We start from the raw sequence: 19,847 nt of genomic DNA, 5'->3' as shown, positions 1-19,847 counted from the left end.
AAGCGGCGCGCATCCGGGGCCGCGCCGATTCGCGAGGCGTCGACGCGGTGCAGTTTGGTACCATTCCTCCACGAATGCCGGTAAATATTTCGTGGAGCCGGCGAAGAATAACGTACCGTCAAATACTTGGCTAAAGGTGTCGAAGCACCCGCGCAGGGGGCGCCGAAAGTGCCCGAAGGGTACCCAGCAGCCCGACCACCAGCGTCACCGCCAGCGCCGCCACCACTGCGCCGAGGGCGGGAAGGGGGGCGAAGGTGAAGGGGATGTCCATCACCTGCGTCACCACACCCCAGGCCGCCGCCGTGCCCGCCGCCGCCGCGACGATGGCGGTGGCGAGGCCGAGGCCAGCGTATTCGAGGCCATAGGCGAGGGTCAGCCGGCCACGGGTGGCGCCCAGCGTCTTGAGGATCACCGCATCATAGATGCGCCGCTCGCGCCCGGCGGCGAGCGCCCCGGCCAGCACCAGGACCGATGTGATGAGGGTGACGAGGCTGGCCGCGCGGATGCCGAGGGAGAGGTTGTCCAGCATCCGCTGCGCCTCCTCCAGCGTCTCCTTCACCCGCACCGTGGTGATGGCGGGGAAGCGCGCGGCCATGGCCTTGAGCAGCGCGATCTCCCGCGCCGTGTCGCCGCCATCCGGGAAGGCGAGGGTGGCGAGCACCGTATAGGGCGCGCCGGCGAAGGTCGCGGGCGAGAACACCATGACGAAATTGATGCCGAGCCGCTCCCACTTCACCTGTCGCAGGTTGGCGATGCGGGCGGTGACGCTGCGGCCCAGCACGCTCACCGTCACCGTGTCACCGAGCTTGAGGCCGAGGCCGGCGGCCAGTTCGCTGTCGAAGGAAACGAGGGGTTCGGTCTCGTCTCCCGTCCACCACTTCCCGGCCACCACGGTGGAGCCCTCGGGCACGGTGGCGGAGGAGGAGATGCCGCGGTCGCTCTGCAACACCCAGGCGGCATCGGGGCGGGGCTTCACTTCTTCCGCGGGGATCTCCTTCACATGGGTGATGCGCCCGCGCAGCATGGGCACGGACTTCACCACCGCCCCCGGCGCCTGCTCGGCGAGGAAGGCGCGGAATTCGGCTTCCTCGCTGTTCGGCACGTCGACGAAGAAGAAGCTCGGCGCATTCTCCCGCACGGGACCGTTCAGTTCGCGGTTGAGGCTGGCGTCCACCAGCGAGATGCCCACCAGCAGCGACAGGCCCAGCCCCAGCGAGAGCACGACCGAAGGCGTGAGCGCGCCGGGCCGGTGGATGTTGCCGAGGGCGAGGCGCGCTGCCGCGCCGCGCGGCCGAGGAGCCCGCCGGGCGAGGGCCATGAGGCCGGAGGCGACCAGCCGCAGCAGCACGAACACGGCGGCAGCCGCGGCGAGGAAGATCGCGGCGGCCCTTTTGTCGTCGGAGGTGAAAAGGGCGAGCACCACCAGCGCCGCGCCGAGGCCGCCGACGAGCAGCAGATAGGGCAGGGAAATGCGCCGCCGCATCTCGCCGATGCCGTCCCGGAACAGGGCCGAAACCCGGGCTTCCTGCGCCCGCGCCAGCGGGATCACCGAAAACACGGCGGCGACCACTAGCCCGTAGAGCGCCGCTCGCGCCAGCGCCGCCCAATCGAGCTGCGGATCGAGGGGAAACGGCACGAGCGCGCCGATGGCAGCGGTGGCGGCGAAGGGTAGCGCCGCACCCAGAATCAGGCCGAGCACGATTCCGAAGGCGGAGATGAGGCCGATCTCCGCGCCATAGGTGAGGAACACGTCGCGGCGGGTCGCGCCCACCGCTTTCAGGGTGGCGATGACCTCCAGCTTGCCGGCGAGATGGCTCGACACCGCATTGGCGACGCCCACCCCGCCCACCAGCAGCGCGGTGAGCGCCACGAGAGTGAGGAACTGGCTGATGCGCCCCACATTGCGCGCAAGCTGGGGCGTCGCGCCGTCGCGGGTGCGCACCTCGAAGCCGGCGCGGCCCATGGGCTCGCGCACCTCCCCCATCACCGCCTTCAGGTTCTCCGGGGCGGGATTGTCCAGCAGCAGGCGATAGCTCCAGCGCACGAGACTGCCGGGCTGGATGAGGCCGGTGGCCGGGAGCGCGGCCTGGGAGATGAGGAGGCGGGCGCCGAGACCGACGCCGGAGGAGAGCTTGTCCGGCTCGCTGGTGAGCGTGGCGCGAACCTCGAAGGTGGCATCGCCCAGCCGGATGCGGTCCCTGGTCTTCACGCCGAGCCGGCCGAGCAGCACCGGATCGGCGGCGGCGCCGAATAAGCCGTTCTTCTCCTTCAGCGCATCGGCGACTGGCATAGGCGGATCGAGGCCGACCGTGCCGACGAGGGGATAGGTGCCGTCCACCGCCTTCACCTCGGCGAGGGAGGCATCGCCCGCCTCGGTCCGGGCCATGGCGCGCAGAAGAGCGACGGAGCCGAGGGTGCCGTGGCGGTCGAGGCTGGCGCGCTCGTCCGCCGTCATCTCCCGCTGCACGACGCTGAAGCCGGCGTCGCCGCCAAGGATGGCGCGGCCCTCCCGCTCCAGCCCCTGGGTGAGGGCACCGGCGAAAGAGCCGATGCCGGCGATGGCGGTAACGCCCAGCACGAGGCAGCCGAGGAAGATGCCGAAGCCCCGCCGCGCACCGCGCAGTTCACGCAGGGCGAGACGCAGCGGCACGGGAAGCCGCGAAGAAGCACGGCTCATCGGGCGACCACCTCGAGGCCGGACCTGCTGTCCTCCTCGATCACCCCCGAGCGCAGGCGCAGCACGCGGCTGCACCGGTGGGCCAGTGCCGCATCATGGGTGACGAGCACCAGCGTCGTGCCGCGCGCCCGGTGGACGGAGAAGATGAGGTCCATCACCTGCCGGCCGGTGGCCTCGTCCAGATTGCCGGTGGGCTCGTCGGCGACAAGGATGGGCGGCTCGGGGGCGAGGGCGCGGGCCAGCGCCACGCGCTGCTGCTCGCCGCCGGAGAGCTGGCCCGGATAATGCTGCGCCCGCTCGGCGAGGCCCACATTGGCGAGTTCCTGCCGCGCGCGGTCGAAGGCGTCGGCGCGGCCGGCGAGTTCCAGCGGCACCGCCACGTTCTCCAGCGCGGTCATGGTCGGGATGAGGTGGAAGGACTGGAAGACGATGCCCACATGCCGGCCACGGAAGCGCGCCAGCGGATCCTCGCCGAGGCGCGTGATGTCCGTGCCGGCGACGTTCACCTGCCCCGAATCCACCCGCTCCAGCCCGGCCATCACCATGAGCAGCGTCGACTTGCCGGACCCCGACGGCCCGACGAGGCCCACCGCCTCGCCTGCCCCGATCTCGACAGAGATGTCCTTCAGGACATGAACCCGGGCCGCCCCCGTACCGAGGGAAAGGTCCACATGCTTCAGCGCGATGGTGCGAAGCGGAGAGGAAATATCGTCCATGCCAGGGTTTGCCGTGCGTCCGGTGCTGCGTGGGGTCGGGCAGGGAGGAAAGAGAGACCTGCCGGTTGCCCCATGGGACCTGTCATTTAAGGCGGTGACGGGGCTGATCGCCGCTTTCCTCGTCTTCACGTTCGCGTCAGGGGCGGCGGCGGCACCGCTGCGTATTGTCGCCTTTGGCGACAGCCTGACCGCCGGCTACGGCATTCCGCGCACCGCCGCCTTTCCCGCCCGGCTGGAAGCCGCGCTGAGGGCGAAGGGGCTGGACGTGAAGGTGGAAAATGCCGGCGTCTCCGGCGAGACCGCGAGCCAGGGGCTCGCCCGCCTCGACTGGTCGGTGCCGCAGGGCACGGACGCGGTGATCGTGGAGCTGGGCGCCAACGACATGCTGCGCGGGCTCGACCCGGCGGTGACGCGCAAGGCGCTCACCGAGATCGTCCAGCGGCTGCGCAAGCGCGGCATCACGGTGCTCCTCGCTGGCATGAAGGCGGCCCCCAACATGGGCCGGCCCTACCGCGAGGCGTTCGACAAGATCTTCCCGGACATCGCCGAAGCCGAGGGCGTGCTGCTCTATCCCTTCTTCCTCGAAGGCATCGCCGGCGACCGGGCGCTGAACCTGCCGGACGGGCTCCATCCCACGCCCGAAGGCGTGGACCGCATCGTCGCCGGCATCCTGCCCACGGCGGAGCAATTGGTGGTGCGTGCCCGGGAAACGGCGGCGCGATAACGGGCACCGATCTTTTGCTTACTATTTCATCAATTTGACCTAGGCCGATCAGGTCTTGACCAATCCATAGTCACGATTCTAGATTTCGCCGTTTTTTGGGGGTTGCCCCGCCAGTACCGTTGCGTCCCAGCGTATTTTTCAATGACAGCAGTGAGAATGAACAATGGTCCGGGAATTTGAGTATCAGGGAGAAACGTTCCGCGTCACCGCCCATGGCATCCACGGCCACGAAGAGATTTTCATCGTCCACATCGAGGACGACGGCGTGGAAGGCGGCGAGATCTCCATCGATCGCATGACCGAGGAGAACGACACCACCGCCCCCCTCGAGGACATCCTGGTGATGCTCTGCGACAAGCTCATTCCCCAGAGCGAGATCAAGGTGCAGACCCCCGGCGCTCCGTTCGCCTGGCGGCAGGGCAACGTGGTGTTCGACGTCCACGACGGCCTTCAGAGTCACGACTGACGCCCGCCGGCGCCGCCCTCACCGATTTTCCGGCACAAAAGCGAACGGCCGCCCCGGTTTCCGGAGCGGCCGTTTCACATGAAACAGGGTTAACGGCCGCCCTTCGGGAGGGCGGCCGGAACCTCACTTCTTCTTGGCGGGAGCCGGCGCCGCCGCTGGGGCGGCCTCCACTACCGTCTTGCGCGGGGGCAGCAGCTGGAGCGTCTGCACCGCCTGACCGGCGAACTGGTTGAGCAGCGCGTTCTGCTCCGCCACCGATGTCTTCACCCCCGTCACGATCCGGCAATAGGAGGCGATGAGGGCGTTGGCGACGTCGGACGGCCGGGCCTTCGGGTTCTGCTGGTAGAGCGTGGTCGCCGCGGAGGCGATGGCCGCGCCCTGCATGGGGGGCTTCACGCCGGTGAGCAGCTTGGCCGCCCCCGCCGAGAGGTCGGTCGGCACTGCCTTGCCGTCATCGGCCGGGCAGGCCAGCTTGTCGGCGAGGCTCGCCGGCTCCTTCAGCACGAGGCCGGGACCCACCGGCAGCGCCCAGGCGATGGGCTGGCTGTCCACCGGACCGGAGATCGTGCGGCGCGAGACCTCCATGGCGGCCTGAAGGGTGAAGCGGCGCAGCTCGGCGGTCTTCTGCCAGTCGGGCGCGTTACTCTTGGCCACAACGGGGCAATAGGCGGCGGTGAGCGCATCCACGATCGTGCCCGAGCCGGACGAGCCGGAGGCGGCCTTGTAGGTGTCCACCATCATGGGAATGGAGCGCTGGCCGCCGGCCATCATGGCCGAGAGCGCGGCAACCGCCTTCGCGTCCGGGCCATCCGAGCCGGGAGCACCGCCCACGTCGGGGCAGGTGAAGGCGGAGGCCGCCTGCGTGCCGTAGTCCGGCGCCGCGGCGGCGCGCCATGCCGCGACCATGGAGGGAGTCACGTTCGGTGCGGCCGCATTGCCCCACGAGGTGCGCACGTAATTGGCGAGGTCCGCCACCTGCTGGTCGTTGAGCCGGCCGGCGAAGGAGGGCATGGCGCCGTAGGTACCGCCCGCCGGCAGGCCGCCCAGCACCGCCATGATGATGTTGTAGGGCTCGGCCGCGATCACGGCCGGGTTGCCGGCGAGCGCGGGGATGGTGTCGGTGCGGCCGGCGCCCTTGTCCATGTGGCAGACGGCGCAATTGTCGATGTAGAGCTTGGACGCCCGCGCATAGACGTCGGCCGAAAGGGGCGAAGCTTTCTGCACCGCCGGCTTGTCGGCCGGGGGCGGCGCATCGAACAGGTAGGTGACGAGCGCGGCACGGTCCTGCGCGGTCATCTTGCTCACGGAATCATGGATCACCTCGGCCATGGGGCCGAACACCGAGGTCTTGCCCGGCACGGAGCCGGTGGCGAAGAAAGTGGTCAGCGTCTCCGGCGTCCAGGTCTTCTTGAGCGAGGCGGTGTCGATGTCGGGTGCCCAGAAGCCGTCGATGTCGGCGCCGAGGAAGGCGGCCTTGGCCTTGGTCGCGCCCATCAGGTTGCGCGGGGTGTGGCAATCGCCGCAATGGCCCAGCGCGTTGACGAGATAGGCGCCGCGGTTCCACTCGGCGCTCTTGCCCGCGGTCGGGTGGAAGCGGCCCTGATCGAAGAACAGCTCGCGCCACGCCAGCATCCCGAGGCGGATGTTGAACGGGAATTCCAGCTGGTTGTCAGGCGGGGTGTTCGGGATCGGCGGGATGGCGCGCGCATAGGCCCACAGGGCCTTCATGTCGTCGTCGGTGATCTCCGTGTACGCGTCGAACGGCATGGCCGGGTAGAGATAGGCCCCGTCCTTGCGGATGCCGTTGCGCACCGCGTTCACGAACTGGTCGTAGGTCCACAGGCCGATGCCAGTGGTGCGGTCGGACGTGATGTTGGGCGAGTAGATGGCGCCGAAGGGCGTGTTCAGCGCGAGGCCGCCGGCGAAGGGCTTGGACTTGTCCCCGGTGTGGCAGGGCATGCAGTCCGCCGCCTTGGCGATGTATTCGCCGCGTGCCACGAGGGCCGGATCGGCTGACGGGTCGGGGGCGAACTGCGCCAGAGCCGGCGTTGCGGCGCCGAGAAAAGTGGCGGCGGCAAGCGCCGCAAGCCGGCGCGTGTATCGGGACACCCTGACCATTTCATCCCCCATGAGATTCGCGTCGGCGTACCTTAGACATTTTTCAAGAACGCGACATTGATCGAAAACCAGACGGAGGGGATATAGCTGCTGCCCCCGCCGGCGACGGCGGACGCCTGCCGGGAACCGCCGACGATGACCAAGCCCGCTTTGCCCCTGCGCTCCCTCACCGTGGAGGACCTCTCGCCCTCCGACGCCGCCGCCGAGCACGCGGCCCTCGCCGAGGAGATCAAGGGCCACGACGCGGCCTATTATCGTGAGGACGCGCCGGTCGTCTCCGATGCCGAATACGACGCCCTGCGCCGCCGCTATGAGGCCATCGAGGCGCGCTTTCCCGGCCTCGTGGGCGAGGACAGCCTTTCGGCCAAGGTGGGCGCCGCGCCGTCGGAGAAATTCGGCAAGGTGGTGCATGGCGTGCCCATGCTCTCGCTGCAGAACGCCTTTTCCGACGATGAGGTCGAGGAGTTCGTGGCGCGGGTGAAGCGCTTCCTCGGGCTCGGGGCGGAAGAGGAGGTGGCCTTCACCTCAGAGCCGAAGATCGACGGGCTTTCCTGCTCGCTGCGCTACGTGGAGGGTCGCCTTGAGGTGGCCGCCACCCGCGGCGACGGTGCCGAGGGCGAGGACGTCACCGCCAATGTGCGCACCATCGCCGATATCCCCGACCGGCTCCATGGCCGTGGCGTGCCCGACGTCATCGACGTGCGCGGCGAGATCTACATGGCGAAGGCCGATTTCGAGGCGCTGAACGCGCGGCAGGCGGCGGCGGAAGAGAAGGTGTTCGCGAACCCGCGCAACGCCGCCGCCGGCTCCCTGCGCCAGCTCGACCCCGCCATCACCGCCTCGCGGCCGCTGAAATTCTTCGCCTATGCCTGGGGCGAGGCGACGCCGCTTCCGGCCGAAACCCAGCACGGCATGGTGGAGGCCTTCGCCCGCTGGGGCTTCTCCACCAACCCGCTCATGGTGCGCGTGACCAGCGCGGCGGAGCTGGTCGCCCATTACCGCTCCATCGAGGCGCAGCGGGCGAGCCTGCCCTATGACATCGACGGCGTGGTCTACAAGGTGGACCGGCTCGACCTGCAACGGCGCCTCGGCTTCGTCTCCCGCTCGCCGCGCTGGGCCATCGCCCACAAATTCCCGGCCGAGCAGGCGACCACGGTGCTGGAGGCCATCGACATCCAGGTGGGCCGCACCGGCGCCCTCACCCCGGTCGCGAAGCTGCTGCCCGTGACGGTGGGCGGCGTGGTGGTGGCCAACGCCACCCTGCACAACGAGGACGAGATCGCCCGCAAGGACATCCGCGTCGGCGACACGGTGGTGGTCCAGCGCGCCGGCGACGTGATCCCGCAGGTGGTGCGGGTGATCGAAGAGAAGCGGCCGGAGGGGTCGAAGCCGTATGAGTTCCCCACCCTGTGCCCCGCCTGCGGCTCCCACGCGGTGCGCGAGGTGGACACCAAGACCGGCAAGATGGACGTGGTGCGCCGCTGCACCGGCGGCCTCATCTGCCCGGCGCAGATGGTGGAGCGGCTCAGGCACTTCGTGTCGCGCAACGCCTTCGACATCGAGGGGCTGGGCGAGAAGCAGGTGCGCGCCTTCTACGACTGGGGGCTGATCGCCTCGCCCGCCGACATCTTCACCCTGGAGGCGCGCAACGCGCGCTCCCTCCAGCGGCTGGAAAACCGTGAGGGCTGGGGCAAGACCTCGGCGGCGAACCTGTTCGCGGCCATCCAGTCGCGTCGGAACGTGGCGGTGGACCGCTTCGTCTTCGCCCTCGGCATCCGGCATGTGGGCGAGACCAACGCCAAGCGCCTCATGCGCCATTACGGCACGGTGGAAGCGCTGGAAGCCGGCGCGCTGGCCGCCGTCATTCCGGACGAGGAGCACCCCAAGGGCAATGACGCCTGGCAGGAGATGCTGGCCATCGACGGCGTGGGCGACGTGGTGGCGGAAGCCGTCATCGAGTTCTTCCACGAGCCGCGTAACCGCGAGGTGGTCGCCGCCCTGCTGGCCGAGGTGACGCCCGCCCCCATGGAGCGCGTCGCCGCCGAAAGCCCGGTGGCCGGCAAGACCGTGGTCTTCACCGGCTCGCTGGAGAAGATGACCCGAGACGAGGCGAAAGCCATGGCCGAGCGGCTGGGTGCCAAGGTCGCCGGCTCCGTTTCGGCCAAGACCGATCTGGTCGTCGCCGGCCCCGGCGCGGGCTCGAAGCTGGAGAAGGCGCAGGCGCTGGGCGTGAGAGTGATTACCGAGGACGCGTGGTTCGAACTCGTGGGGTGAGGGCGTTTCGCCGGCTCACGCCCCTTGACGCCCCGCCCCTGAACCCCCATTCCTCCCCCACCAGCCGGCCGGGCGGCCGCGGCATTTCGGTGTCGAGGAAAGTCCGGGCTCCACGCAGACACGGTGCCGGATAACGTCCGGCGGGGGCGACCCCAGGGAAAGTGCCACAGAAATCAGACCGCTCGCGCATGCGCGAGTAAGGGTGAAACGGTGGGGTAAGAGCCCACCGCGCGACCGGCAACGGGAGCGGCACGGCAAACCCCACCGGGAGCAAAGTCGAATAGGGACGGCACGGGAAACCACCCCTGTCTACGGGGCGCCGTCCGGGTTGACTGCTAGAGGCGCCGGGCAACCGGCGTCCCAGAGGAATGGTCGCCACGCGGGCGCAAGCCCGCCGTACAGAACCCGGCTTACAGGCCGGCTGGTGTTTCTCTCGGAAATCGGACGAGTGACGCGGCGCCCGGCCGCGTCCTCTCACACGTCCACGCTGGCGCGCAGCGCGTTCTCCTGGATGAACTCGCGGCGGGGCTCCACCGTGTCGCCCATCAGGCGGCTGAAGAGGTCGTCGGCGGCGTCCACTTCCTTCACGCGCACCTGGAGGAGGGAGCGGGCGTTGATGTCCAGCGTTGTCTCCCAGAGCTGCTCGGGGTTCATCTCGCCGAGGCCTTTGTAGCGCTGGAGCGAGAGGCCCTTACGGCCGGAATCGGTGACGGCGTCGAACAGGTCCACGGCGCCGAACAGCACCTGCTCGTCGCTCCGGCGCTTGAGGGTCGCGGCGGCGGCGAACACACCGTCGAGGTCGCGGGCGAGGGTGTCGAGCCGGCGTGCCTCGGGGGAGGCGATGAAGGCATGGTCGAGCCGCGCCACCTCGGCGACGCCGCGCACGGTGCGGGAGAAGGCATAGCCGGTCTCGTCGCAGATGCCGGCCCAGCCGCGCTCGGTCTCGTCCGCCAGCGCATCGAGGCGGCGGGCCACCTCGGCGGCCGCGGCGGAGCCGGTGGCCTCGTCTTCCAGCGCCGCCGGAGCGAAGGCGCCCGCGAGAGCCGCCTGCTCCGCCACCGCGCGGTTGTAGCGGGGATGAAGGCCGCCGAGCGCGCTGCGCAGCTGGCGCGACACGTCCACCACATGGGCGAGGTCGGCGCCGGTGCGCACCTCGCCGGTGGCGAGATGGAGGGAGGCTTCCTCCAGCCCGGTGGTGATGAGGTAGTCCTCCAGCGCCTTCTCGTCCTTGAGGTAGGTCTCGGACTTGCCGCGCGCGACCTTGTAGAGCGGCGGCTGGGCGATGAAGAGGTGGCCTGCGTCCACGATTTCCGGCATCTGCCGGAAGAAGAAGGTGAGCAGCAGGGTGCGGATATGGGCGCCGTCCACGTCGGCGTCCGTCATGATGATGATCTTGTGGTAGCGCAGCTTGGCGATGTCGAAATCGTCCCGGCCGATGCCGGTGCCGAGCGCGGTGATGAGCGTGCCGATCTGCTCGGACGACAGCATCTTGTCGAAGCGGGCGCGCTCCACGTTGAGGATCTTGCCGCGGAGCGGCAGCACGGCCTGGAAGGCACGGTCGCGGCCCTGCTTGGCGGAACCACCGGCCGAGTCACCCTCGACGATGAAGATCTCGGACTTGGCCGGGTCCTTCTCCTGGCAGTCGGCGAGCTTGCCGGGCAGGGAGGCGACATCCAGCGGGCTCTTGCGCCGGGTGAGGTCGCGCGCCTTGCGGGCGGCTTCGCGGGCGGCGGCGGCTTCCACCACCTTGCCGATCACGCTCTTCGCCTCGACCGGGTTCTCCTCGAACCAGTTGCCGAGCGCCTCGCCGACCAGGTTCTCCACCACCGGGCGGACTTCCGAGGACACGAGCTTGTCCTTGGTCTGGGAGGAGAATTTCGGGTCCGGCACCTTCACCGAGAGCACGGCGGTGAGGCCCTCGCGGCAATCCTCGCCGGTGGGGTCCACCTTCTCCTTCTTGGAGATGCCGGACGAGTTGGCATAGCCCAGCACCTGCCGGGTCAGCGCGGCGGCAAAGCCCGTGAAGTGGGTGCCGCGGTCGCGCTGGGGGATGTTGTTGGTGAAGCAGAGCACGTTCTCGTGGTAACCGTCGTTCCACGAAAGCGCGGCCTCCACCGTGATGCCGTCCTTCTCGGCGCGGATCACCACGGGCTTGGCGATGAGCGCGGCCTTGTTGCGGTCGAGATACTTCACGAAGGCCTCGACGCCGCCCTCGTAATGCAGCTCCTCGCGCTTCGGCTCGGCGCCGCGCGCGTCGGTGAGCACGATGAGCACGCCGGAGTTGAGGAAGGCCAGCTCGCGCAGGCGATGCTCCAGCGTCGCGTAGTCGAACTCGATGCGGGTGAAGGTCTGGGGCGAAGGCGTGAACGTCACCTTCGTGCCGCGCTTGCCGGCCGGCGCCGCGCCCACCACCTTCAGCGGCGCCTCTGCGTCGCCGTGGCGGAAGCGCATGAAGTGCTCCTTGCCGTCGCGCCAGATGGTGAGGTCGAGCGTCGTGGACAAGGCGTTCACGACCGAGACGCCCACGCCGTGCAGGCCGCCGGAGACCTTGTAGGAATTCTGGTTGAACTTACCGCCCGCGTGCAGCTGGGTCATGATGACCTCGGCGGCGGAAACCCCTTCCTCGGGGTGCAGGTCGGTGGGGATGCCGCGGCCGTCGTCGGTCACGGTCACCGAGCCGTCGGCCTCCAGTGTCACGGTGACTTCCTTGGCCCAGCCGGCCAGGGCCTCGTCGATGGCGTTGTCCACCACCTCGTAGACCATGTGGTGCAGGCCCGAGCCGTCGTCCGTGTCACCGATGTACATGCCGGGACGCTTGCGGACCGCATCGAGGCCCTTGAGCACCTGGATGGACTGGGCGCCGTAGTCGTCGGGGGACTCGGCGGGCACGGGTTCGGCCATGGGGACTTCCGATTCGATTCTGCGACTTAGCGATCTGAGGTGTAGCAAATCTAACGCAACGCGGCGGCTATTTGGTGGCGGCTCGGCTTGTTTTCCTGCGTTTTCCAAGGCTCGGCGGCCATTTAGGGGCCATTCAGCCGGCGCTGTAGCGTGCAAATCCATCCGCCCGCAACCTGCAGGCGGGGCATTCGCCGCAGCCATAGCCCCAGGCGTGGCGGTGGCCGCGGTCGCCGAGATAGCAGGTGTGGGTCTCCTCGACGATGAGATCCACCAGCGGACGGCCCCCCAGATGCTCGGCGAGGCGCCAGGTCTCGGCCTTGTCGATCCACATGAGCGGCGTGTGAAGGACGAAGCGCTTCTCCATGCCGAGGTTCAGGGCCACCTGCATGGCCTTGATGGTGTCGTCCCGGCAGTCGGGATAGCCGGAGAAGTCCGTCTCGCACATGCCGCCGACGATGTGGCGGAGCCCCCGGCGATAGGCGAGGGCGGCGGCGAAGGTGAGGAAGACGAGGTTGCGGCCGGGCACGAAGGTGTTCGGCAGGCCGTTCGCCTCCATGTGGACGGCGACGTCGCGGGTCAGGGCCGTGTCCGAGATCTGGCCGAGCACGGGCAGGTCCAGCACGTGGTCGGCATCGAGCCGGGCATCCCACAGCGGGTTGAGGGCGCGGAAGGCGGCGCGCAGCACCGGGCGGCGCTCCAGCTCCACCGCGTGGCGCTGGCCGTAGTCGAAGCCCAGGGTCTCCACCCGGCCGAAGCGCTCCAGCGCATAGGCGAGGCAGGTGGCGGAATCCTGCCCGCCGGAAAAGAGGACCAGCGCGCCCTCTTCCCGATGCAACGCGGCCTCAGCCATGCGCAGGCGGCCCCTTTACCGAATCCAGGTTCATTCGCCGGGGGCGGTTCATTCACCCGGCGCCTTGGCCTCGATGGCCAGGGCGTGCAGACCGCGCGCGATCTCGCCTTCCAGCAGGCCGTTGACGATGCGGTGCCGCTCCACCCGGCTCTTGCCGGTGAAGCTCGGGGAGACCACCCGCACCCTGAGGTGGGTGATGCCGCCGTCGCCGCGATTGGCGCCCTTGTGATCATGCATCACGCCGGCGTGGCCGGCATGCTTGTGGCTCTCGTCCTCAAGCTCGAGGGCGAGAGGGCTGAGGCCGGCTTCGAGCGTCTGGCGGATGTCGGAAAGGGAAGAGTGGGACATGATGAAAAGGCTTCTGTGAAAAGGAATGGACCGAAGAACGCGGCCGGTTATGGCGCTCCCGCGTGGGCGGCATTATATGGGGCTTGTCGCGGCCTGCCACCCTCGGTCACGATGAGGCCGGCTTAGCCGCTTCCGCTCCCGACGTCACATCCCCCGCTACCCCTGTGGCATGGCGCTTTCTCCACGCGCTGCACCGCAATTCCTTGCCGCGCCGCGGAACGACGCACATAATCGATCGGCCATGAAATTCGACTCCCCCCTTTTCGACCGCATCCGGGTCAAGCCCGCCGACGACCGGCATCGCCCCCGGCTGTCGCTGACGGGCTGCCAGTGGCCGGGCTGCACGGCGGAGGGCACGCACAAGGCGCCCAAGGGGCGGCATCAGGAAGGCCAGTACTGGTCCTACTGCCTCGACCATGTGAAGGCGTACAACCAGTCCTACAACTATTTCTCGGGCATGACCGACGACGCGGTGTATGCCTACCAGAAGGACGCGCTGACCGGCCATCGCCCCACCTGGAAGATGGGTATGAAGGGCGCCAGCGGCCGCCGGCCGGGCGCGGACACCGGCGACGGCATGCGCGATCCCTTCGGCTTCACCGCCGAGATGGGCGGCACCTTCCGGGCCGACCGGCCGGAGCCGGACGGCAAGATCGTGCGCACCGCGGAGCGGCGGGCGCTGGAGGTGATGGGCCTCGAAATGTCGGCCAGCGCGGTCGAGATCAAGGCCCGCTACAAGGAACTGGTGAAGCTGCACCACCCCGACGCGAACGGCGGCGACCGTTCCTCGGAGGACCGCCTGCGCAGCGTCATCCAGGCCTACAACAGCCTCAAGCAGGCAGGTTTTTGCTGAGCGGTCCTCAGGATCGCCGGCGACGCGGAGGCGGCTCCTCGGACCGCGCCGTGATGGATACGGACACGAAATGGGGCGCGCGGGGCGCGCCGACGGAGGAGTTATGAGCGGTTTGGAGACCACTGCCCCGATGCCGGACATGAAGGTGTCGGTTCGCCAGACGTTCGGCATCGATATCGACATGGAGGTTCCGGCCTACTCCGAAGCCGACTCCCACGTCCCCGAGCTGGACCCGGATTACCTGTTCGACCGGCCGACCACCCTGGCCATCCTGGCCGGCTTTGCGCGCAACCGTCGCGTGATGGTCACCGGATACCATGGCACCGGCAAGTCCACCCATATCGAGCAGGTGGCGGCGCGGCTGAACTGGCCGTGCGTGCGCATCAACCTCGACAGCCACATCTCGCGCATCGACCTCATCGGCAAGGATGCGATCGTGGTGAAGGACGGCCTGCAGGTCACGGAATTCCGCGATGGCATCCTGCCCTGGGCCTACCAGAACAACGTCGCCCTCGTGTTCGACGAATATGACGCCGGCCGCCCGGACGTGATGTTCGTGATCCAGCGCGTGCTGGAGAGCTCCGGCCGCCTGACCCTGCTCGACCAGAGCCGGGTGATCCGCCCCCACCCCGCGTTCCGCCTGTTCGCCACCGCCAACACCATCGGCCTCGGCGACACCACCGGCCTCTATCACGGCACCCAGCAGATCAATCAGGCGCAGATGGACCGCTGGTCCATCGTCACCTCGCTGAACTATCTCGCCCACGACAAGGAAGTGGACATCGTCCTCGCCAAGGCGAAGCACTTCCAGAACGTGGAAGGCCGCGACACGGTGAACCGCATGGTCCGCCTCGCGGACCTCACCCGGCAGGCGTTCATGAACGGCGATCTCTCCACCGTCATGAGCCCGCGCACGGTCATCACCTGGGCCGAGAATGCGGACATCTTCCGCGACATCGCCTTCGCCCTGCGCGTGACCTTCCTCAACAAGTGCGACGAGCTGGAGCGCCCGCTGGTGGCGGAGTTCTACCAGCGCTGCTTCGGCCAGGAGCTGGCCGAGAGCACGGTGAACGTCGCTCTGTCCTGAACCGGTGCGGCTCAGCCGCGCCTTGCATTGAACGGGCTGCGCCACGGCGTGGCCTGTTTCCCCGCAGGAGGCGCCTCTTCGCGAAGCGCTTCTCAAAGACGCAAGAGCCGAAGAAGCACGCGCTATGGCCACCAACCGCACCACCGGCAAGGCCCCCAAGGAAGCGCCGTCCGAGCCGTTCAAGCGCGCCGTCACCGGCTGCTTCAAGGCCATCGCCGGCGTCTCCGAGTTCGAGGTGACCTTCGCCTCCGAGCGTCCGGCGCTCGGCCCGGACCGGGTGCGCCTGCCCGAGCCGCCGCGCCGCTTCACCCTCCAGGACGCCGCCATCGTGCGCGGCCATGCGGATTCCCTCGCCTTGCGCCGCGCCTGTCACGACCCCGGCGTCCATCGCAAGATGCTGCCCCAGGGCGAAGTCGCCCGCGGCGTGTTCGAGGCGGTGGAGCAGGCGCGGGTGGAGGCCATCGGCGGCAACCGCATGCCGGGCGTGAAGCGCAATCTCGCGGCCATGCTGCAGGACCGCTACCACCGCGCCAATTTCGCCGACATCACCGAGCGCTCCGAGGCCCCCATCGCCGACGCGGTGGCGCTGATGGTGCGCGAGCGCCTGACCGGCGAGCCCCCGCCCCCCGATGCCCGGCGCGTGGTGGACCTCTGGCGCCCCTTCATCGAGGAGCGGGCCGAGGGCGACCTCGCGCGGCTCATCGACAGCATCGAGAACCAGAAGAAGTTCGGCGAGATCGCCCGCGATCTCCTCGCCTCCCTCGACATGGGCGAGGAAAGCGGCCTCGACACCGAGCAGGAGCCCGAGGAGAACGAGAACGAGGGCGGCGCCGACGAGCAGGGCGGCGAGAACGGCGAAAGCCGTGAGGACGACAGCCAGCAGGGCGCCACCGAGATGGAGGCCGAGCTCTCCGAGGAGGAGATGCCCGACTCTGCCGCCCAAAGCGAGGCCGCGCCCCCCGCCGACGTGCCCGACGGCACCGAGATGGGCGACAGCGAGGAGCCGGCCGAGCCGTGGTCGCCGCGTCCGCCGATGACGCACGACAATCGCGGGCCGGAATACCACGCCTTCACCACCAAGTTCGACGAGGAGACCTCGGCCGAGGATCTCTGCGATCCCGAGGAGCTGACGCGCCTCAGGTCCTATCTCGACAAGCAGCTGGCCCATCTCCAGGGCGTGGTGGCGCGCCTCGCCAACCGCCTCCAGCGCAAGCTGCTGGCGCAGCAGAACCGCGCCTGGGAATTCGACCTGGAGGAAGGCGTGCTCGATCCCGCGCGCCTGCCGCGGGTCATCATGGACCCCATGGCGGCGCTGTCCTTCAAGCGCGAGCGGGACACCGACTTCCGCGACACGGTGGTGACGCTGCTCATCGACAATTCCGGCTCCATGCGCGGCCGGCCCATCACGGTGGCCGCCACCTGCGCCGATATCCTCGCCCGCACGCTGGAGCGCTGCGGCGTGAAGGTGGAGGTGCTGGGCTTCACCACGCGCGCCTGGAAGGGCGGCCAGTCCCGCGAGGCCTGGCTCGCCGCCGGCAAGCCCGCCGCTCCCGGCCGCCTCAACGACCTCAGGCACATCATCTACAAGTCGGCCGACGCCCCGTGGCGCCGGGCGCGCCGCAACCTCGGCCTGATGATGCGCGAGGGCCTCCTCAAGGAGAACATCGACGGCGAGGCGCTGGACTGGGCGCACAAGCGCCTGCTCGCGCGCACCGAGGCGCGGCGCATCCTGATGATGATCTCCGACGGCGCGCCGGTGGACGATTCCACGCTGTCGGTGAACGCCGGCAATTATCTGGAGCGGCACCTCCGGCACATCATCACCGAGATCGAGACCCGCTCCCCGGTGGAGCTGATCGCCATCGGCATCGGCCACGACGTGACGCGCTACTACCGTCGCGCCGTCACCATCGTGGACGCCGAGGAGCTGGGCGGGGTGATGACCGAGAAGCTCGCCGAGCTGTTCGAGGAAACCCCCGGTGGTGGCGGCAAGGGGGCGTCGCGGGGCGGCCGCCTGCATTGAAGCGGGGCCTGCGCGCTTTAGGCATTGTCGCCGCCGGAATTCTCGGCGGCGCATTGCTGTTCAATCTTGCCTTCTCCAAGCCGGGCGCGCTGCCGCCCGAGCCCGTGGCCATCACGGTCACGGCGCAACCCGTCGCCACCTTCAAGCGCGGGGATGAGCTGACCCAGTTCGGCCCGTTGCGGTTCCTTGGCGGGCTGGTGCTGACCTCGCCCTTTCCCGGCTTCGGCGGCATCTCCGGCTTCGCGCTGGAGCAGGACGGGCACTTCCTCGCCATCACCGATGCCGGCCTGTTCCTCTCTGGTCGTCTCGTGACGGAGAATGACCGCCCCACCGGCCTCGCCGACGTCAAGGCGGCGGCGCTGCTCGATGCCGATGGCAAGGTGCAGGCCGAAAACGCCCGCGAGGACGTGGAATCCGTCACCCTCGCGCCCGATGCCGCCTATGTGGCGATGGAGACCATCAACGAAATCTGGCGCTATCCGCGCGATGCCCTCGGCCAGCGCGGCACGCTGGTGCCGGCACCGGCCATCAAGGGGCTGAGGCGCAACACCGGCCTCGAAAGCCTTGCCTTCATGCCCTCCGGCCCGCTCAAGGGCGCGCTCATCGCCATCGGGGAAGAGGGGGCGAAGAAGGCGGACGACCTGCCCGGCTTCATCATCGGCGGTCCCACACCGGGCACCTTCACCGTGACCAAGAGCGGCCCGTTCGATGCCACCGACCTCGCGCTCGGTCCGGACGGCAATTTCTACCTTCTGGAGCGCCACTATACGCCGCTCGAAGGCGTCAACATGCAGCTCCGCCGCTTCCCGGCCAGCGAGGTGAAGCCGGGCGCGCGCATCACCGGCGAGGTGCTGGGCCGCTTCGACATGGGCTACGAGATCGACAACATGGAAGGCCTCGGCGTCACCCGCGGCAGCGCCGGCGAGATCCTGCTGACCCTGATTTCCGACGACAATTTCAGCCCGCTCCAGCGCACCATCCTGCTGCGCTTCGCGGTGTCGGGGGACTGAGGCGCGGCTGATCGCGCCGGCTCAATCCAGCCAGGGGGCCGGGCGATCGAGGGCGATCAGCGCCGCGGGATCGACCCGCGGGCGGACCACCGCCGCTTGGGGGCCGCGCACCAGCACCTCGGGCACCAGGGCGCGGGTGTTGTAGGTGCCGGACTGCACGGCGCCATAGGCGCCCGCCGTCATCACCGCCAGCAGGTCGCCGGGCTTCACCTCCGGCAGCGGCCGGTCGAGGGCGAGGAAATCGCCGGTCTCGCATACCGGGCCGACCACGTCGGCGATCACCAGGGCGGCGCCGGCCGCCGGCTCGGCCACCGGCACGATGTCGTGGTGGGCCTCGTAGAGGGTGGGGCGGATGAGGTCGTTCATGGCGGCGTCCACCACCACGAAGGTCTTGCCCTCGCCCTTCTTCACATAGATCACGCGGGTGACGAGGATGCCGGCATTGGCCACCAGCATCCGTCCCATCTCGAACACCAGCGGCAGCTTCAGGTCGCCGAGCGCCCGCCCGATCACTTCGGCATAAGCGGCGGGGGAGGGCGGTACCGGGTCGGAGGCGGCATAGGGCACGCCGAGCCCGCCGCCGAGGTCCATGTGGTGCAGCCGGTGGCCGGCGGCCATGAGGTCGCGCGCCAGCTCGGCCAGCAGCGTCACCGCGTTCTCGAACGGCGCCATGTCGGTGATCTGGCTGCCGATGTGCATGTCCACGCCGGATATGGCGAGGCCGGGCAGGCGCGCGGCGTAGTCGTACACGTCCCGCGCGCGGGAGATCGGGATGCCGAACTTGGTGGCCGACTTGCCGGTGGAGATCTTCTTGTGGGTCTTCGCGTCCACGTCCGGATTGACGCGGATGGAGACCGGCGCCGTCACGCCCTTGGACAGGGCGACCTGCGACAGGGCATCCAGTTCCGGCTCGCTCTCCACATTGAAGCAGAGGATGCCGGCGTCCAGCGCCTCGCCCATTTCCTCCCGCGTCTTGCCGACGCCGGAGAAGACGATGCGCTCGCCCGGCACGCCGGCGGCGCGGGCGCGCATCAGCTCGCCGGAAGAAACGATGTCGGCCCCCGCGCCGAGGCGGGCGAGGGTGGAGATGACCGACTGGTTGGAATTGGCCTTCAGCGCGTAGCACAGCAGCACGTCGCGGCCGGCGAACGCCTCCATGAACACGCGATAGTGCCGCTCCAGCGTGGCGGTGGCGTAGCAATAGAAGGGCGTGCCCACCTCGGCGGCGAGGGACGTGAGATCCACGTCCTCGGCATGGAGGCGGCCGTTGCGATAATCGAAATGGTGCATCGGGGCGGCTTGTCGGAGGCTCGTTCTGCGCGCCCGGCCGGGGTGGCGCCGTCAGGCGGGCGCCGGGGAGCGAGGAAGGGGTTCTTGTACGGAAGGCCGTTCAGCGCGGCCTTCGGGCCTGCGGATCAGAGCAGGCCGTCGATGAGGAGCGGCTGGTCGGGGCGGTCGATGCCCTTCAGCAGCTTGTCCGAGCTGCTGGAGGAGCTGGAGGTCTTTTTCTTCTCCCAGGAGGCGTGCGGAACCGCGCTCTCGTTGAACTCCGCGGCCGTCTTGGGTGGTGTGTAGGAACTGCTGGAATCCGCCGCAGCCGTGGCCGTGGCGGGCTTCGGCGGGGGGGCCGCCGCATGGGCGCCGGGCGGGGGCTCCAACGGACCCTTCACGCCGCACGCCGCGAGGGCGAGGGTGCCGCAGAGGGCCATCAGGGTCGCAAGGGTTCGCATCTTCGTCCGTGCCATTGGCATCAAGGTCGGCGCCACTATAGCCCGCGCTGCGGCAAAGGCGAGCCCCCGG

15 protein-coding genes and 1 other RNA gene are annotated in these 19,847 nt (G+C 69.1%); 8 read left to right on the top strand and 8 right to left on the bottom strand.

Annotation, left to right across the window (positions count from 1 at the left end):
* Positions 1-130: 130 nt before the first annotated feature.
* Together ACE3QW_RS05680 and ACE3QW_RS05675 are read right to left on the bottom strand one after the other, a co-directional pair.
* Positions 131-2,677, bottom strand: a complete 2,547-nt coding sequence (locus ACE3QW_RS05680) for an ABC transporter permease (RefSeq protein ID WP_374250783.1) — start codon at positions 2,675-2,677, stop codon at positions 131-133.
* On the bottom strand, positions 2,674-3,393 hold the full coding sequence (locus ACE3QW_RS05675; protein WP_374250782.1) for an ABC transporter ATP-binding protein: 720 nt from the start codon (positions 3,391-3,393) through the stop codon (positions 2,674-2,676). Before ACE3QW_RS05675 ends, ACE3QW_RS05680 begins: the two co-directional genes overlap by 4 nt.
* Between ACE3QW_RS05675 and ACE3QW_RS05670 the strand changes: the two genes are divergently transcribed.
* Complete coding sequence (locus ACE3QW_RS05670) at positions 3,392-4,117, top strand: arylesterase (protein ID WP_374250780.1); 726 nt, start codon at positions 3,392-3,394, stop codon at positions 4,115-4,117. The two genes, ACE3QW_RS05675 and ACE3QW_RS05670, sit on opposite strands and share 2 nt — an antisense overlap.
* A gap of 163 nt (positions 4,118-4,280) precedes the next feature.
* Positions 4,281-4,583 (top strand): hypothetical protein, encoded by a 303-nt coding sequence (locus ACE3QW_RS05665; RefSeq protein WP_029556252.1) that lies wholly within the window; start codon positions 4,281-4,283, stop codon positions 4,581-4,583.
* 123 nt (positions 4,584-4,706) lie between these two features.
* On the opposite strand, the gene ACE3QW_RS05660 is transcribed toward ACE3QW_RS05665, so the two are convergent.
* A complete protein-coding gene (locus ACE3QW_RS05660; RefSeq protein ID WP_374250778.1) occupies positions 4,707-6,701 on the bottom strand; it encodes a cytochrome c in 1,995 nt (664 codons plus the stop codon).
* A 135-nt stretch (positions 6,702-6,836) separates the two neighbouring features.
* Between ACE3QW_RS05660 and ligA the strand changes: the two genes are divergently transcribed.
* Together ligA and rnpB are read left to right on the top strand one after the other, a co-directional pair.
* Positions 6,837-8,975 carry an NAD-dependent DNA ligase LigA gene (gene ligA, locus ACE3QW_RS05655; RefSeq protein WP_374250777.1) on the top strand — a complete coding sequence of 713 codons (2,139 nt, stop codon included), beginning with the start codon at positions 6,837-6,839 and terminating at the stop codon, positions 8,973-8,975.
* A gap of 60 nt (positions 8,976-9,035) precedes the next feature.
* Positions 9,036-9,404: RNase P RNA component class A (gene rnpB / locus ACE3QW_RS05650), an RNA gene on the top strand.
* 45 nt (positions 9,405-9,449) lie between these two features.
* On the opposite strand, the gene gyrB is transcribed toward rnpB, so the two are convergent.
* The 3 genes from gyrB to ACE3QW_RS05635 all read right to left on the bottom strand — a co-directional run bounded on the left by gyrB (position 9,450) and on the right by ACE3QW_RS05635 (position 13,074).
* A complete protein-coding gene (gene gyrB, locus ACE3QW_RS05645; RefSeq protein WP_250165441.1) occupies positions 9,450-11,876 on the bottom strand; it encodes a DNA topoisomerase (ATP-hydrolyzing) subunit B in 2,427 nt (808 codons plus the stop codon).
* Positions 11,877-12,009: 133 nt separating this feature from the next.
* Positions 12,010-12,726 (bottom strand): 7-cyano-7-deazaguanine synthase QueC, encoded by a 717-nt coding sequence (gene queC / locus ACE3QW_RS05640; RefSeq protein ID WP_374250776.1) that lies wholly within the window; start codon positions 12,724-12,726, stop codon positions 12,010-12,012.
* Positions 12,727-12,774: 48 nt separating this feature from the next.
* The gene (locus ACE3QW_RS05635) at positions 12,775-13,074 is read right to left on the bottom strand and encodes a BolA family transcriptional regulator (RefSeq protein ID WP_029556247.1); all 300 of its coding nucleotides are present in this window, start codon (positions 13,072-13,074) and stop codon (positions 12,775-12,777) included.
* 241 nt (positions 13,075-13,315) lie between these two features.
* On the opposite strand from ACE3QW_RS05635, the gene ACE3QW_RS05630 reads away from it, so the two are divergent.
* From ACE3QW_RS05630 to ACE3QW_RS05615, 4 genes are all read left to right on the top strand, one after another.
* Positions 13,316-13,927, top strand: a complete 612-nt coding sequence (locus tag ACE3QW_RS05630; RefSeq protein ID WP_024276620.1) for a J domain-containing protein — start codon at positions 13,316-13,318, stop codon at positions 13,925-13,927.
* A 103-nt stretch (positions 13,928-14,030) separates the two neighbouring features.
* Entirely contained in the window at positions 14,031-15,014 is a 984-nt protein-coding gene (cobS, locus tag ACE3QW_RS05625) for a cobaltochelatase subunit CobS (protein WP_029556246.1), read from the top strand.
* 124 nt (positions 15,015-15,138) lie between these two features.
* Complete coding sequence (gene cobT, locus ACE3QW_RS05620; protein WP_374250775.1) at positions 15,139-17,037, top strand: cobaltochelatase subunit CobT; 1,899 nt, start codon at positions 15,139-15,141, stop codon at positions 17,035-17,037.
* 53 nt (positions 17,038-17,090) lie between these two features.
* Complete coding sequence (locus ACE3QW_RS05615) at positions 17,091-18,047, top strand: esterase-like activity of phytase family protein (RefSeq protein WP_374250774.1); 957 nt, start codon at positions 17,091-17,093, stop codon at positions 18,045-18,047.
* A 21-nt stretch (positions 18,048-18,068) separates the two neighbouring features.
* Here ACE3QW_RS05615 and lysA read toward each other — a convergent pair whose 3' ends face one another.
* Both lysA and ACE3QW_RS05605 read right to left on the bottom strand, forming a co-directional pair.
* The gene (lysA, locus tag ACE3QW_RS05610) at positions 18,069-19,337 is read right to left on the bottom strand and encodes a diaminopimelate decarboxylase (protein ID WP_250165438.1); all 1,269 of its coding nucleotides are present in this window, start codon (positions 19,335-19,337) and stop codon (positions 18,069-18,071) included.
* A 125-nt stretch (positions 19,338-19,462) separates the two neighbouring features.
* Positions 19,463-19,777: a lipoprotein gene (locus ACE3QW_RS05605; RefSeq protein ID WP_374250773.1), complete on the bottom strand. Its 315-nt coding sequence runs from the start codon at positions 19,775-19,777 to the stop codon at positions 19,463-19,465.
* Positions 19,778-19,847: the final 70 nt, after the last annotated feature.

Source organism: Xanthobacter sp., from assembly GCF_041911315.1.
GTDB lineage: Bacteria > Pseudomonadota > Alphaproteobacteria > Rhizobiales > Xanthobacteraceae > Xanthobacter > Xanthobacter aminoxidans.
The sequence above is the reverse complement of the archived record's forward strand: the minus strand, read 5'-3'. Positions and strand labels throughout refer to the sequence as shown.